Origin of the sequence: Rhodococcus sp. BP-160 (assembly GCF_019836205.1) — a bacterium.
Classification (GTDB): Bacteria; Actinomycetota; Actinomycetes; order Mycobacteriales; family Mycobacteriaceae; genus Rhodococcoides.
In genome coordinates this window covers 1-14,326 of sequence record NZ_JABUEK010000001.1, presented here as the reverse complement: position 1 = coordinate 14,326, position 14,326 = coordinate 1, and the positions used below count along the sequence as shown (strand labels likewise).

At 68.7% G+C, this 14,326-nt stretch carries 12 protein-coding genes; all 12 read left to right on the top strand.

The features are described 5' to 3' along the window. Positions 1–20: 20 nt before the first annotated feature. The 12 genes from argC to tyrS all read left to right on the top strand — a co-directional run bounded on the left by argC (position 21) and on the right by tyrS (position 13,902). Positions 21–1,079 carry an N-acetyl-gamma-glutamyl-phosphate reductase gene (gene argC, locus HQ306_RS00060; RefSeq protein ID WP_222627011.1) on the top strand — a complete coding sequence of 353 codons (1,059 nt, stop codon included), beginning with the start codon at positions 21–23 and terminating at the stop codon, positions 1,077–1,079. Next, complete coding sequence (gene argJ, locus HQ306_RS00055) at positions 1,076–2,317, top strand: bifunctional glutamate N-acetyltransferase/amino-acid acetyltransferase ArgJ (RefSeq protein ID WP_222627010.1); 1,242 nt, start codon at positions 1,076–1,078, stop codon at positions 2,315–2,317. Before argC ends, argJ begins: the two co-directional genes overlap by 4 nt. After that, positions 2,314–3,216: an acetylglutamate kinase gene (argB, locus tag HQ306_RS00050; RefSeq protein WP_027506740.1), complete on the top strand. Its 903-nt coding sequence runs from the start codon at positions 2,314–2,316 to the stop codon at positions 3,214–3,216. The genes argJ and argB overlap by 4 nt, the downstream gene beginning before the upstream one ends. Next, complete coding sequence (locus HQ306_RS00045; protein ID WP_222627008.1) at positions 3,213–4,421, top strand: acetylornithine transaminase; 1,209 nt, start codon at positions 3,213–3,215, stop codon at positions 4,419–4,421. Before argB ends, HQ306_RS00045 begins: the two co-directional genes overlap by 4 nt. Further along, a complete protein-coding gene (gene argF / locus HQ306_RS00040) occupies positions 4,418–5,365 on the top strand; it encodes an ornithine carbamoyltransferase (protein ID WP_027506738.1) in 948 nt (315 codons plus the stop codon). Before HQ306_RS00045 ends, argF begins: the two co-directional genes overlap by 4 nt. After that, the gene (locus tag HQ306_RS00035; protein ID WP_308115502.1) at positions 5,362–5,865 is read left to right on the top strand and encodes an arginine repressor; all 504 of its coding nucleotides are present in this window, start codon (positions 5,362–5,364) and stop codon (positions 5,863–5,865) included. Before argF ends, HQ306_RS00035 begins: the two co-directional genes overlap by 4 nt. Positions 5,866–5,918: 53 nt before the next feature. Continuing rightward, on the top strand, positions 5,919–7,145 hold the full coding sequence (locus tag HQ306_RS00030; RefSeq protein ID WP_056447988.1) for an argininosuccinate synthase: 1,227 nt from the start codon (positions 5,919–5,921) through the stop codon (positions 7,143–7,145). Next, entirely contained in the window at positions 7,142–8,569 is a 1,428-nt protein-coding gene (gene argH, locus HQ306_RS00025) for an argininosuccinate lyase (RefSeq protein WP_027506735.1), read from the top strand. Before HQ306_RS00030 ends, argH begins: the two co-directional genes overlap by 4 nt. Positions 8,570–8,678: 109 nt before the next feature. Beyond that, positions 8,679–11,636 carry an AMP-binding protein gene (locus HQ306_RS00020; RefSeq protein WP_056448110.1) on the top strand — a complete coding sequence of 986 codons (2,958 nt, stop codon included), beginning with the start codon at positions 8,679–8,681 and terminating at the stop codon, positions 11,634–11,636. A gap of 49 nt (positions 11,637–11,685) precedes the next feature. Continuing rightward, complete coding sequence (locus HQ306_RS00015; protein WP_027506733.1) at positions 11,686–11,910, top strand: Trm112 family protein; 225 nt, start codon at positions 11,686–11,688, stop codon at positions 11,908–11,910. 31 nt (positions 11,911–11,941) lie between these two features. Then, entirely contained in the window at positions 11,942–12,589 is a 648-nt protein-coding gene (locus tag HQ306_RS00010; protein WP_222627006.1) for a DNA-3-methyladenine glycosylase, read from the top strand. A 44-nt stretch (positions 12,590–12,633) separates the two neighbouring features. Further along, the gene (tyrS, locus tag HQ306_RS00005; RefSeq protein ID WP_222627003.1) at positions 12,634–13,902 is read left to right on the top strand and encodes a tyrosine--tRNA ligase; all 1,269 of its coding nucleotides are present in this window, start codon (positions 12,634–12,636) and stop codon (positions 13,900–13,902) included. Positions 13,903–14,326 lie beyond the last annotated feature (424 nt).

The following is a 14,326-nucleotide window of genomic DNA, read 5'->3' as shown; positions in this document are numbered from 1 at the left end:
CCGTCATGCATAATCATCGTATGGACAGTGCATCGACATCGACGGGCACCCGGGTGGCCGTCGCGGGCGCCAGTGGCTACGCGGGTGGCGAGATCCTGCGTCTGCTGCTCGGACACCCGGCAATGCTCGACGGCCGGATGACAATCGGCGCCCTGACGGCCGGTGGAAACGCCGGAACCACGCTGGGGCAACACCATCCGCATCTCGTTCCGCTCGCGGACCGCGTGCTGGTGGACACGGACGCCGCGGCCCTGGAGGGGCACGACGTCGTGTTCCTCGGGCTCCCGCACGGGAAGTCAGCCGCCCTCGCCGAACAGCTGTCGGACTCCACGCTGATCATCGACTGCGGTGCAGACTTCCGGTTGACCGACGCCGCCGCCTGGGATCGCTGGTACGGCGGGGAGTACGCCGGACACTGGCCCTACGGCATGCCCGAGTTGCCCGGTGGTCGGGACGCCCTGGTCGGAGCGACGCGCATCGCTGTTCCCGGGTGCTATCCCACGGCCTCGTCGCTGGCTCTGGCGCCCGCGTTCGCTGCCGGCATGGTCGAGCCCCGCGTGACCGTGGTGGCCGTGAGCGGCACCTCCGGCGCCGGTCGCGCGGCGAAGCCGGACCTGTTGGGTTCCGAGGTCATGGGGTCGGTCCGTGCCTACGGCATCGCCGGCGCGCATCGCCACACGCCGGAGATCACGCAGAACCTCTCCGCCATCGCCGGCACCGACGTGATCGTGTCGTTCACTCCTGTGCTGGCTCCGATGCCGCGCGGCATCCTGGCGACGTGCACCGCTCCGACGACAGTGTCGGCCTCCGAGGCGCGTGCGGTCTACGAGAAGTACTGCGCCGACGAACCTTTCCTTCACCTTCTCCCGGAGGGGCAGCTGCCGCAGACGGGGTCGGTGCTCGGGTCCAACGCGGTCCACCTGCAGGTGGCGGTCGACGAGGACGCGGGCTTGCTGGTGGTCCTCGCCGCCATCGACAATCTGACGAAGGGCACCGCCGGTGCCGCGGTGCAGTCGATGAACATCGCTCTCGGACTCCCCGAGAGCGCCGGACTCTCCACGGTGGGAACAGCACCATGACCGACCACAGCCAGTCCTCTCCCGGCGCCCCCACGCGCGCTCCCGGGGTTCTCGTCCGCACACAGGGTGTGACGTCGGCAGCGGGATTCCGGGCCGCCGGGGTCGAGGCCGGTCTCCGGGCCAAGGGGGGCCTCGACGTCGCCCTCGTGGTCAACGAGGGCCCCGATCTGGCAGCGGCCGGTGTCTTCACCCTGAACAAGATCAAGGCTGCGCCCGTCCTGTGGTCGCAGCAGGTGCTGACCTCCGGTCGGCTCCGCGCCGTCGTCCTGAACTCGGGCGGCGCCAACGCCTGCACCGGTGCGCCCGGATTCCAGGACACGCACCGTACCGCCGAGCACCTCGCATCGACCCTCAGCGACTGGGGAACCGAGACGGGCGCCGGCGAGATCGCCGTGTGTTCGACCGGACTGATCGGCGACCGGTTGCCCATGGACAAGGTGCTTGGCGGTGTCACCGAGGTGGTGCACGAGCTCGCCGGAGGCATCTCGGGCGGCACCGATGCGGCCTACGCGATCATGACGACCGACACCCGGCCGAAGCAGGCCGCGATCCACCACGAGAACGGCTGGAACGTGGGCGGCATGGCCAAGGGCGCCGGCATGCTGGCGCCCTCGCTGGCGACGATGCTGTGTGTCGTCACCACGGACGCCGTGGCGAGCGCCGATCAGCTCGATCGCGCCCTCCGACACGCGACGGCACAGTCCTTCGACCGACTCGACGTGGACGGCGCGACCTCCACGAACGACACGGTGCTGCTCCTCGCGTCCGGTGCCAGCGGCATCGAGGCGACACAGGAGGAACTCGACGCCGCTGTCCTCGCGGTGTGCGACGACCTCGCGGATCAGCTGATGGCCGATGCGGAGGGCGTGACCAAGCGGATCATCGTCAGGGTCGGTGGTGCCGAGTCCGAACAGGACGCACTCGTGGCGGCGCGAACCATCGCACGCGATTCCCTCGTCAAGACGGCGCTGTTCGGCTCCGATCCCAACTGGGGCCGCGTTCTCGCCGCTGTGGGCATTGCGCCGGTCGCGCTCGATCCCGATCGCATCGTCGTGTCGTTCAACGGCGATCCCGTGTGCGTCGACAGCATGGGTGTGCCCGGCGCTCGTGAGGTCGATCTCTCGGCCGTCGACATCACGGTCGAGGTGGACCTCGGTGTCGGCTCCGCGTCGGCGTCGATCAGGACCACGGATCTGTCGCACGCCTACGTCGAAGAGAACTCGGCGTACTCGTCATGACGTCGTCCGAGCCCGTGTCCGCACACGACACCGCACGCATCCTCGCCGGCGCCCTCCCGTGGCTCCAGCAGTGGACGGGCAAGGTCGTCGTGGTCAAGTACGGCGGCAACGCCATGATCGACGATCGACTCAAGGCCGCGTTCGCGGCCGACATGGCGTTCCTGCGCACCGTCGGTATCCACCCGGTGGTCGTGCACGGCGGCGGTCCCCAAATCACCGCCATGCTCACTCGACTCGGACTGGTGGGGGAGTTCCGCGGCGGCTTCCGCGTGACGACGCCCGAAGTGATGGACGTCGTGCGCATGGTCCTGTTCGGGCAGGTCGGTCGCGAGCTGGTCGGACTGATCAACGCCCACGGCCCCTACGCTGTCGGCATCTCCGGCGAGGACGCGCACCTGTTCACGGCGACTCGACGCACCGTGACCGTCGACGGTGTCGCCACCGACATCGGTCTGGTGGGGGACGTGACGACGGTGAATCCCGCAGCGGTGCACGACCTCATCGAGGCCGGGCGCATCCCGGTCGTCTCGACCATCGCTCCCGACGCGGACGGCGTCGTGCACAACATCAATGCGGACACCGCTGCCGCGGCCCTCGCGGAGGCGCTCGGCGCGCAGAAGCTCGTCGTCCTCACCGACGTCGAGGGGCTCTACACGAACTGGCCGGACCGCGGGTCGCTCGTCTCGGAGATCGAGGCGGACGTCCTCGCCGAACTGCTGCCCGGCCTGGACGCCGGCATGGTCCCCAAGATGGAGGCGTGTCTGCGCGCGGTGCGCGGGGGAGTTCCCAGCGCCCATGTCATCGACGGTCGACTCGAGCACTCCGTGCTCCTGGAACTGTTCACCGGCGAGGGCATCGGCACGATGGTGCACGACGGCAGTACGAGAGGACGGGCATGACCAGCACGGAGCAACTGCAGCAACGCTTCTCGAATGCGCTGATGAACAACTACGGCGTGCCGCGCGTGGCGCTGGTCGGCGGTTCGGGAGCCGTGGTGACGGACGCCGACGGCAAGGAGTACCTCGATCTCCTCGCCGGGATCGCGGTCAACATCCTCGGCCACGGACATCCTGCCGTCGTCGAGGCGGTCTCCGCCCAGCTGACGACGCTGGGCCACACGTCCAACCTCTACGCGGCGCCGCCGTCGATCGAACTGGCGGAGCACCTCCTCGAGCACCTCGGTCACGCGGCCGGCGGCGACGCTCGGGTGTTCCTCTGCAACTCCGGCACCGAGGCCAACGAGGCCGCCTTCAAGATCGCGCGTCTCACGGGTCGACCGAACATCATCGCGGCGGAGAACGCGTTCCACGGTCGGACCATGGGAGCCCTCGCGCTCACGGGGCAGGCGGACAAGCGGGCTCCGTTCGAGCCCATGCCCGCCGGTGTGTCGCACGTTCCCTACGGCGACATCGCCGCGCTCGAGGCGGCGGTCGACGAGAACACGGCCGCCGTCTTCCTCGAACCGATCATGGGTGAGGGCGGAGTCGTCGTCCCGCCGGAGGGCTATCTGCCCGCAGCGCGCGAGATCACTGCGCGCCACGGCGCCCTGCTGATCCTCGACGAGGTCCAGACTGGCATCGGCCGTACGGGGTGGTTCTACGCCCATCAGCGGTTCGGCATCGTCCCGGACGTCATCACCCTGGCGAAGGGGCTGGGCGGGGGACTGCCCATCGGCGCCTGCATCGGCATCGGCCCGGCAGCCGCCATGCTCACCCCGGGCAAGCACGGGACCACGTTCGGTGGCAACCCGGTGTGTTCGGCGGCGGCCCTGGCGGTGCTGCGCACTCTCGCGTCCGAGGATCTGCTCTCGCACGCCGACCGGCTGGGCAAGATCCTGCGACACGACATCGAGGCGCTCGGACATCCCCTCGTCGATCGCGTACGGGGTGCGGGCCTTTTGCTGGGCATCGTCCTCACCGAGCCGGTGGCGGCCGATGTCGAGACCGCGGCCCGCCACGCAGGCTTCCTGGTGAACGCGGCGCAGGCGAACGTCCTGCGTCTGGCGCCGCCCCTGATCATCACGGACGAGCAGGCAGCATCGTTCGTCCGTGCACTTCCCGCGGTCCTCGACGAGGCGCGGCCGACAGCAGAGGCGACCTCGTGACACTGCGGCACTTCCTTCGAGACGACGATCTCTCCCCCGAGGAGCAGGCCGAGATCCTCGCTCTCGCAGCCGAACTCAAGAAGGCGCCGTTCTCGCGGCGCCCGTTGGAGGGTCCGCGCGGCGTCGGCGTCATCTTCGAGAAGAACTCGACGCGCACCCGCTTCTCGTTCGAGATGGGCATCGCGCAGCTCGGCGGCCACGCAGTGGTCGTCGACGGCCGCAGCACGCAGCTCGGACGCGAGGAGACGCTGCAGGACACCGGGCGCGTGCTGTCCCGCTACGTCGACGCCGTCGTGTGGCGCACGTTCGGGCAGAAGCGCCTCGAGCAGATGGCGACGGGGGCGAGCGTGCCCATCGTCAACGCGCTGTCCGACGATTTCCACCCCTGCCAGGTGCTGGCCGATCTCCAGACGCTCGCCGAGCGCAAGGGATCGTTGAGAGGTCTGCGCCTCTCGTACTTCGGTGACGGCGCGAACAACATGGCGCATTCCCTCATGCTCGGCGCCGTCACCGCCGGCGTCGATGTCACGATCGCCGCCCCGGAGGGCTTCGTGCCGGATCCGTCGGTGCTGGCCGCCACGCAGGAGCGCGGTGAGCGGACGGGAGCGAGCGTGACCGTCACGAACGATCCGATCGCCGCCGCGACCGGAGCCGACGTGCTGGTCACCGACACGTGGACGTCGATGGGGCAGGAGAACGACGGCCTCGACCGCGTCGGACCCCTGCGCCCGTTCCAGATCAACGAGTCGCTGCTCGACCGTGCCGACTCGGAGGCTCTCGTTCTGCACTGCCTCCCGGCCCACCGCGGCGAGGAGATCAGCGACACGGTGCTCGACGGCCCTCGCAGCGTCGTGTGGGACGAGGCCGAGAACCGGTTGCACGCACAGAAGGCCGTCCTGGTGTGGCTGCTCGAGCAGGCGGCATCGGGACGACGGACGCCGTGACCGCCGAGTCGCAGGGCCCGGTGACGTCGTCGACGCGCGCCGGGCGCCAGGCGCGCGTCGTGGCCCTGCTCTCCACCCACCAGGTCCGGTCGCAACAGGAACTCCAGTCGCTGCTCGCGGCGGAGGGGATCGAGGCCACCCAGGCCACTCTCTCCCGCGACCTCGACGAGTTGGGCGCCGTCAAACTTCGCGCCGCCGACGGTGGTGCGGGCGTCTACGTCGTTCCCGAGGACGGCAGCCCGGTCCGCGGGGTCGCGGGCGGCACCGATCGGCTCTCCCGGCTGCTCGGCGAGTTGCTCGTCTCCACCGACGCCAGCTCCACGATGGCGGTTCTCCGCACGCCGCCCGGAGCCGCGCACTATCTCGCCAGTGCACTGGACCGGGCGGCACTGCCCGAGATTGTGGGAACGGTCGCGGGGGATGACACCATCTTCGTGATCGTCCGCGATCCGCTGTCCGGACGCGAGCTCGCCGACCGCATCGAGAATCTCGCGCGCTGAACCACCAGACCGAATCCCAGAACGTCAGAATCACACGAAGGAGCACACACCCCATGGCCGAACGCGTCATCCTCGCCTACTCCGGCGGTCTCGACACCTCTGTCGCCATCAGCTGGATCGGCCGCGAGACCGGCAAGGAGGTGGTCGCCGTGGCGATCGACCTCGGCCAGGGTGGCGAGGACATGGAGGTCATCCGGCAGCGCGCACTCGACTGCGGCGCTGTCGAGGCCGTCGTCGTGGACGCCCGGGACGAGTTCGCGGACGAGTACTGCCTGCCGACCATCCAGTCGAACGCCCTCTACATGGACCGCTACCCGCTGGTGTCGGCCATCAGCCGTCCCCTCATCGTCAAGCACCTCGTCGAGAATGCGCGCTCGCACGGCGGCACCGTCGTGGCTCACGGGTGCACCGGCAAGGGCAACGACCAGGTCCGCTTCGAGGTCGGCTTCAACACGCTCGCGCCCGAGCTCGAGGTGCTGGCCCCGGTGCGCGACTACGCCTGGACCCGCGAGAAGGCCATTGCCTTCGCCGAGGAGAACAGCATCCCGATCAACGTCACCAAGAAGTCGCCGTTCTCGATCGACCAGAACGTGTGGGGTCGCGCCGTGGAGACCGGGTTCCTCGAGGATCTGTGGAACGCCCCGACCAAGGACGTCTACGACTACACCGAGGATCCGACGGCCAACTTCAACGCGCCGGACGAGCTGGTCATCACGTTCGACAAGGGACGCCCGATCGCCATCGACGGCCGCCCGGTCTCGGTGCTGCAGGCGATCCAGGAACTGAACACCCGTGCGGGCAAGCAGGGTGTCGGCCGCCTCGACGTGGTCGAGGACCGGCTCGTCGGCATCAAGAGCCGTGAGGTCTACGAGGCTCCCGGCGCCATGGTCCTGATCCGTGCCCACGAGGAGCTCGAGCACGTCACCCTCGAACGCGAGCTCGGCCGCTACAAGCGGCACACGGACCAGAAGTGGGCCGAGCAGGTCTACGACGGCCTGTGGTTCTCGCCGCTCAAGGGTGCACTCGACACCTTCGTCCAGCACACCCAGGAGCACGTGTCCGGTGAGATCCGCCTGGTGCTGCACGCCGGCACCGTCGTCGTGAACGGTCGTCGCAGCGGGGAGTCGCTGTACGACTTCAACCTCGCGACCTACGACGCGGGCGACACCTTCGATCAGTCGTCGGCCAAGGGCTTCGTGCAGCTGCACGGCCTGTCGTCCAAGATCGCCGCCAGCCGTGACCGTGGCGCGGTGGCGGCGCAGGGACAGTCGGACCTGTGACGTCACCCGCGCACGGCACCAACGCGGGCGCTCTGTGGGGTGGGCGCTTCGCGTCGGGTCCCGCGGAAGCCATGGCGGCGCTGAGCAAGTCGACCCACTTCGACTGGGTGCTCGCCCCGTACGACGTCCGTGCCTCCAAGGCTCACGCACGTGTGCTCAACTCGGCCGGCCTGCTGACGGCGGGCGATCTCGAAGCGATGCTCACCGGCCTCGATCAGCTCGCCGCCGACGTCGACTCGGGTGCGTTCGGTCCCGCAGAGTCCGACGAGGACGTGCACGGCGCACTCGAGCGCGGGCTGATCGACCGGGTCGGACCCGAGCTCGGCGGCAGGTTGCGTGCCGGCAGGTCGCGCAACGACCAGGTCGCGACCCTGTTCCGGATGTGGCTGCGGGACGCGGTGCGGCGGGTGTCGGCGGGCGTGCTGGACGTGGTCGAGGCCCTCACCGCGCAGGCGCAGGCACATCCCGATGCGGCGATGCCGGGCAAGACGCACTCGCAGGCCGCGCAGCCGGTCCTGCTCGCGCATCATCTGCTCGCACACACCCATCCGCTGCTGCGGGACGTGCAGCGCTTCCGGGACTTCGACGGCCGCGCCGCGGTGTCGCCCTACGGTTCGGGCGCCCTGGCGGGCTCGTCGCTCGGACTCGACCCGGAGAAGATCGCCGCGGAGCTCGGGTTCGACGGTTCCGCAGAGAACTCGATCGACGCGACGAGTTCGCGCGACTTCGCCGCCGAGGCGGCGTTCGTCCTGGCCATGACTGCCGTCGACCTGTCGCGTCTCGCGGAGGAGATCGTGTCGTGGAGCACCCCGGAGTACGGCTACGTGACACTCGCCGACGCATGGTCGACGGGCAGTTCGATCATGCCGCAGAAGAAGAACCCGGACGTCGCGGAGCTCACGCGCGGCAAGACCGGGCGACTGATCGGCAATCTCACCGGTCTGCTCGCGACGCTCAAGGCTCAGCCCCTCGCGTACAACCGTGATCTGCAGGAGGACAAGGAGCCCGTCTTCGACTCGGTGCTCCAGCTCGAGATGCTTCTGCCTGCCCTGACCGGGTTGGTGTCCACCCTCACCTTCCACACCGACCGGCTGCGCGAGCTGGCGCCGGCGGGATTCACGCTGGCGACGGACATCGCCGAGTGGCTCGTCCGCAACGGTGTGCCGTTCCGGCACGCCCACGAGGTGGCAGGCGACTGCGTGCGACGTGCGGAGTCGCGCGGTGTGGGTCTGGACGAACTGACCGACGAGGAGTTCGCGACGATCGACCCGGCGCTCACACCGGAGGTCCGCTCGGTGCTCACCGTCGACGGATCCATCGGCTCGCGGGACAGCCGCGGCGGTACCGCGCCCGCGCGGGTGGCGGAGCAGATCATCGTGGTCCAACGCACCGCGGGCGAGCTCAGGACGTGGATCACGGCCTGACGGGACGACCCGATCCGAGCGGTCGGAGTGGTGTGAGACGCTGTGTCCTCATCGGTCGACGAGTCGTGGACCACACCGACCGAATCGATGCCGCCTTCGAGGAGTGCAGTTGCTGGGAATCGACACCGGGTCGGTCGCGACGTCGTTGCGGCGTGTGGTCGCCACGGCGCAGAACGGGCTCGAGGTCATCCGTCTCGGGGGACTCGAGACGGATGCCGTTCCGTCTCCCTTCTCGGTGGTCGCGCGCGATCGTATGTACCGGCTGCGTCGGTACTTCCCGGAGTCCGAGCAGACGGGTCCGCCCGTCGTGCTCGTACCGCCGATGATGATGTCGGCCGACGTCTACGACGTCACCCGCGACCAGGGCGGCGTCGGTATCCTGCACGAGGCGGGGATGGACCCCTGGGTGGTCGACTTCGGTTCGCCGGCCACCGAGGAGGGCGGGTGGAACCGGACGCTGGCGGACCACATCGTCGCGATCAGCGAGATCATCGACATCGTCGCCGAGCGAACGGGTCGCGAGGTCCACCTCGGTGGGTACTCGCAGGGCGGCATGTTCTGTTACCAGGCCGCCGCATACCGCTCGAGTCGCGACATCGCCAGCATCATCACGTTCGGCAGTCCGGTGGACACCCTCGCGGCGCTCCCTCTCGGGATCCCGGCGAACGTGGCCACCAAGGGTGCCGAGTTCCTCGCCGAGCACGTGTTCACGCGTCTCGCGGTGACCGACTGGATGGCCCGCACCGGGTTCCAGTTGCTCGACCCGGCCAAGACCGTCAAGTCGCGCATCGACTTCCTGCTCCAGCTCCACGACCGGGACGCGCTCCTGCCCCGCGAGTCCCAGCGCCGGTTCCTCGCGATGGACGGGTGGGTCGCCTGGTCGGGCCCGGCGGTCGCGGAACTGTTGACGCAGTTCGTCGTGCACAACCGCATGATGACGGGTGGGTTCTCCATCCGCGGCAAGGTCGTCTCGCTCGCGGAACTGACCATGCCGATCCTCGCGTTCGTGGGGGAGGTCGACGACATCGGCCAACCGCTCGCGGTGCGCGGCATCCGCAAGGCGGCTCCGCGGGCCAAGGTGTACGAAGCAGGGCTCCGCGCCGGGCACTTCGGACTGGTGGTGGGGAGCACCGCGGCCACGCAGACGTGGCCGAGCACGGCGGGGTGGATCCGGTGGCGCGAGGGCCTGGGGCCGCGGCCGGTCGAGGTGCACGCCATGGGGTACGACGAGCACCCGGCCTCGGAGAGCGGCGTGTCGGTGGGAAATCGTCTCGTCCACACCGCGGCCACCATCGCCGAGGTCGGCCTGGGTCTCGGTCGCGGCATCGCCTCGGCGGCGGCCGGGGCCGTGAAGGGGTCTCGTGAGATCTCGTCCGAGGCCGCTCGCACACTGCCCCGTCTCGCCAGACTCGGCCAGCTGCAACCTCATTCGCAGGTATCCCTCGGTCGTCTGCTCGGTGAGCAGGCTCGGCGCGCGAGTGCCGGTGAGTGCTTCGTGTTCGACGACCGTGTGTACTCCTACGCCGCCGTGGATCAGCGCATCGACAACGTGGTGCGCGGCCTGATCGTCAACGGTGTACGCCCCGCGATGCACGTCGGCGTGCTGATGGAGACACGTCCGAGCGCACTCGCCGCCGTCGCCGCACTGTCCCGCATCGGTGCGGTGGCCGTCATGCTGCAGCCCACCAGCGATCTCTCGGCGTCGCTGCGACTCGGGCGCGTCGAACTGCTGATCGTCGACCCCGACAATCTGGCCGGATCCGTCGACCACGGACTGGACGTGCTGGTCCTGGGCGGCGGCGAGTCCCGCTCGCTCGACATCGAGGACTCCGACCTGGTCGTGGATCTCGAGCAGGTCGACCCGTCGACCGTGGAGTTGCCGGGGTGGTACGTCCCCAACCCCGGGCGCGCACGGGAACTCGCCTTCGTGCTGTTCAGCGGGAACGACGACACTCTGGACGCCAAGTTCATCACCAACTACCGCTGGGCTCTGTCGGCCTTCGGTACGGCCAGCTCCGCAGGTCTGTCCCGCGGCGACACCGTGTACTGCCTGGCGCCGCTGCACCATTCGGCCGGACTGCTCGTGGCGGTGGGCGGCGCGTTGGCGGGCGGGTCCCGCATCGCGCTGTCGCGCGGTGTCGAGCCCGAGCGCTTCGCGGACGAGGTGCAGCGCTACGGCGTCACGGTCGTGTCCTACACGTGGACCATGATGCGGGACATCCTGACGTCGGAATCCCTTCCGCACCGAGGACAGCACGCCGTACGGCTCCTCATCGGATCGGGCATGCCCACCAACCTGTGGCGGCACACGCTCGAACGACTGGCACCTGCGCGGGTACTCGAGTTCTACGCGTCCACCGAGGGCGACGTCGTCCTCGCGAACGTGGCGGGAACGAAGATCGGGGCAAAGGGTCGCCCGCTGCCGGGCAGTGCACGGGTGGAACTCGCGGCATACGACGCCGTCTCGGGTCGGTACCTCGTGGACGAGCAGGGATTCGTCCGACACTGCGAGACCGGCGAACCCGGCCTGTTGCTCGGCCGCCCCGGACTGGACGACTCCAGCGGCGCGTTCATGCGTGGTGTCTTCAGTGCCGGCGACGTGTGGACTCCGACCAACCTGCTGTTCCGTCGGGACGAGGGCGGTGACTACTGGTTGCTCGGGCACAAGCGCTCGGTGATCACCACCGCACGCGGACCCGTCTACCCGCAGCCGATAGCCGACGCGATCGGCGAGGCGGAGCCGGTGGACCTGGCCGTGGCGTACGGCATCGGGGAGCACGGTGACCAGTGGTCGGTGTGCGCGGTGACCGTGCGGGCGGGTCAGAACCTTACGGCGTCGATGGTGTCGGATGCGCTGTTGGTGTTGGATCCGGCCGAGCGACCCGACGTCGTGCACGTGGTCGCGGACATCCCGCTGAGCCGCGCGTTCCGACCGCTCGACGACACGCTGCGCGCTGCCGGACTGCCCGGTCCGGGGGTCAAGACCTGGTATCTGGCGTCGACGTCCGGCGAGTACAAGCGCATGACGAAGGCAGTGGCGGCGGAGCGCTTCACCGCGCATCAGTAGGGTGAGACCGCGTCGGAAGACCGACGCGACGACGGAACGAGGAGTCCTCTTGAGCGTCGATGCTCGCTTGCACAGCATTCTCGCCTGCCCGCAGGACAAGGGTCCGCTTCTGCTGATCCAGGACGAGCTGCTCTACAACCCCCGGCTGCGCCGTGTCTACCCCATCGAGAACGGCATTCCGGTGCTGCTCATCGACGATGCGCGTGACGCCACCGACGCCGAGCACGAGGACATTCTGGCTCGGGCGACCGCGCCCGCTCCGATCGCGGAGTGACGGGAGCGACTGCGACTCGTCGATCGCCGACATGACCGGCCCCGTACTGCCGTCCGAACGACTTCTCGGGTCCGCGACTCCCGTCGACGCGGCGACGCGTCTGCTCGGCGCCAGTCTGACCTGCGCCGGCGTCACGCTCCGCATCGTCGAGGTGGAGGCGTACGGCGGAGATCCCGGCGGACCCTGGCCCGACCCCGCGGCGCACTCGTTCCGAGGCCCCACACCGCGCAACTCGGTCATGTTCGGGCCGCCCGGTCGCCTGTACGTCTATCTCAGCTACGGGATGCATCTGTGCGCGAACATCGTCTGTGGTCCTGACGGAACAGCCGGCGCCGTCCTGATCCGCGCGGGTGAGGTCGTCGACGGTCTCGCGGTCGCCAGGACGCGGCGGCCCCGCGCACCGGAGTTCGGTATGGCGCGCGGACCTGGCAACGTCGGGAGTGTTCTCGCACTGTCGTTGGCCCACAACGGTGTTCGTGTCTTCGCCGAGAGCGCGGAAGTGTCGGTGACGCTGTCGGACGAGACGGCGTCACCGGTACAGTCAGGTCCTCGTGTCGGCGTGTCCACCGCTCCCGACCGTCCGTGGCGTTTCTGGATTCCCTCGGTGGCCGTGTCTGCCTATAGACGGAGCCCGCGAGCTCCGACAGACCCCGCCGGGGAGCCCGGTACTCAGGCCTGAGGGCGCCGTCGGGTGACGTGCGTGCATGCGAAAGAATCAGCGGTGTGAGCATCATCGAGGACCTGACCTGGCGTGGACTGATAGCCCAGTCGACAGACATCGAGGCACTGACAGCGGCGACCACCGCGGACGGCCCGATCACCCTCTACGCGGGATTCGATCCGACGGGACCGAGCTTGCACGCAGGGCACCTCGTTCCGCTGCTGGTCCTGTCACGTTTCCAGCGTGCGGGTCATCGTCCGATCGTGCTGGCCGGCGGAGCCACCGGACTCATCGGTGATCCGCGTGACGTCGGCGAACGCGTCATGAACTCGAGTGACACGGTGGCCGAGTGGGCCGATCGCATCAAGGGTCAGCTCTCTCGCTTCGTCGACTTCGAGGGTGCCGGCGGTGCGGTCATCGCGAACAACCTCGACTGGACCGCGTCGCTGTCGGCCATCGACTTCCTCCGCGACATCGGCAAGCACTTCTCCGTCAACGTGATGTTGGCGCGGGACACGGTGAAGAAGCGCCTCGAATCGGACGGGATGTCCTACACCGAGTTCAGCTACATGTTGTTGCAAGCGCAGGACTACCTGCACCTGCATCGGCAGCACGGTTGCACTTTGCAGGTCGGCGGATCGGATCAGTGGGGGAACATCGTCGCGGGCATCGATCTCACCCGACGTATGGACGGCGACGCCGTGCACGGACTGACCGTTCCTCTGGTGACTGCGGCGGACGGCACGAAGTTCGGTAAGTCCACCGGTGGCGGAAGCCTGTGGCTCGACCCCGAGATGACGTCGCCGTACGCCTGGTACCAGTACTTCGTGAACACGGCCGACGCCGACGTCGTGAAGTACCTGCGCTGGTTTACGTTCCTCGATCGTGACGAGCTGACGGAACTCGAGGCGGCGACGGCAGAACGACCCCAGGCCCGCGCGGCGCAGAAGCGACTGGCGGCGGAGATGACGACGCTGGTGCACGGCGCGGACAACACCGCGGCCGTCGAACTTGCCAGCTCCGCCCTGTTCGGCCGGGGAGAGCTTCGCGACCTGGACGCGGGGACACTGTCGGCCGCGCTGTCGGAGACCGACGTCGCCGAGCTGCCGGCAGGGGAGGAGCGCACGATCGTCGACCTTCTTGTCGACACGTCGCTGTGCGAGTCGAAGGGCGCCGCCCGTCGTGTGGTGAAGGAGGGGGGAGTGTCGGTCAACAACCAGAAGATCGCTGCCGAGGACTGGACTCCCTCCGCGGACGACTTCCTGCACGGTGAGTGGCTGGTGCTGCGTCGGGGTAAGAAGAACATGGCCGGCGTACGGCGCTCGGTGTGAGCCACGCGTGCGCGGGGTCACAGTCGGGGTTCGAGCACTCGAAGGCCCGCGAGGCGCCGGAGCGGCGCGCTGACCTGCATGGTCGCGAGCCCGTCGTGTGGCCGACCTGCGGATTTGACGCACTGTTATCCGTCGCGTAACTTTTGTCGAGTCAGAGCGACACGGACACGGACCGAGACCGCAAGGCCTCGATCACCGGCTCCGTAGATCATCTGACATCCTGGTCACCGAAGAGTTCGAGTCTTGACTCGGCTCCGTGCGGCTGGCTAGGCTGGAACGGTTGCCCCGGATCCTCCTGCTTCGTGTGGGTGGTGGTGGTGTGTGCGTGTTCTTTGAGAACTCAACAGTGTGTCGATGAATGTCAGTGCCAATATTTTGTTTTGGTTTGCTGGTTCTTCTCCTTCTTCCCGTCGGGGAGGGACCG

Bases quoted from the DNA above. Each gene is read 5' to 3' on its own strand.
- argJ (WP_222627010.1), top strand. From the start codon at position 1,076: ATGACCGACCACAGCCAGTCCTCTCCCGGCGCCCCCACGCGCGCTCCC.
- argC (WP_222627011.1), top strand. From the start codon at position 21: ATGGACAGTGCATCGACATCGACGGGCACCCGGGTGGCCGTCGCGGGC.
- HQ306_RS00045 (WP_222627008.1), top strand. From the start codon at position 3,213: ATGACCAGCACGGAGCAACTGCAGCAACGCTTCTCGAATGCGCTGATG.
- HQ306_RS00030 (WP_056447988.1), top strand. From the start codon at position 5,919: ATGGCCGAACGCGTCATCCTCGCCTACTCCGGCGGTCTCGACACCTCT.
- argB (WP_027506740.1), top strand. From the start codon at position 2,314: ATGACGTCGTCCGAGCCCGTGTCCGCACACGACACCGCACGCATCCTC.
- HQ306_RS00010 (WP_222627006.1), top strand. From the start codon at position 11,942: ATGACCGGCCCCGTACTGCCGTCCGAACGACTTCTCGGGTCCGCGACT.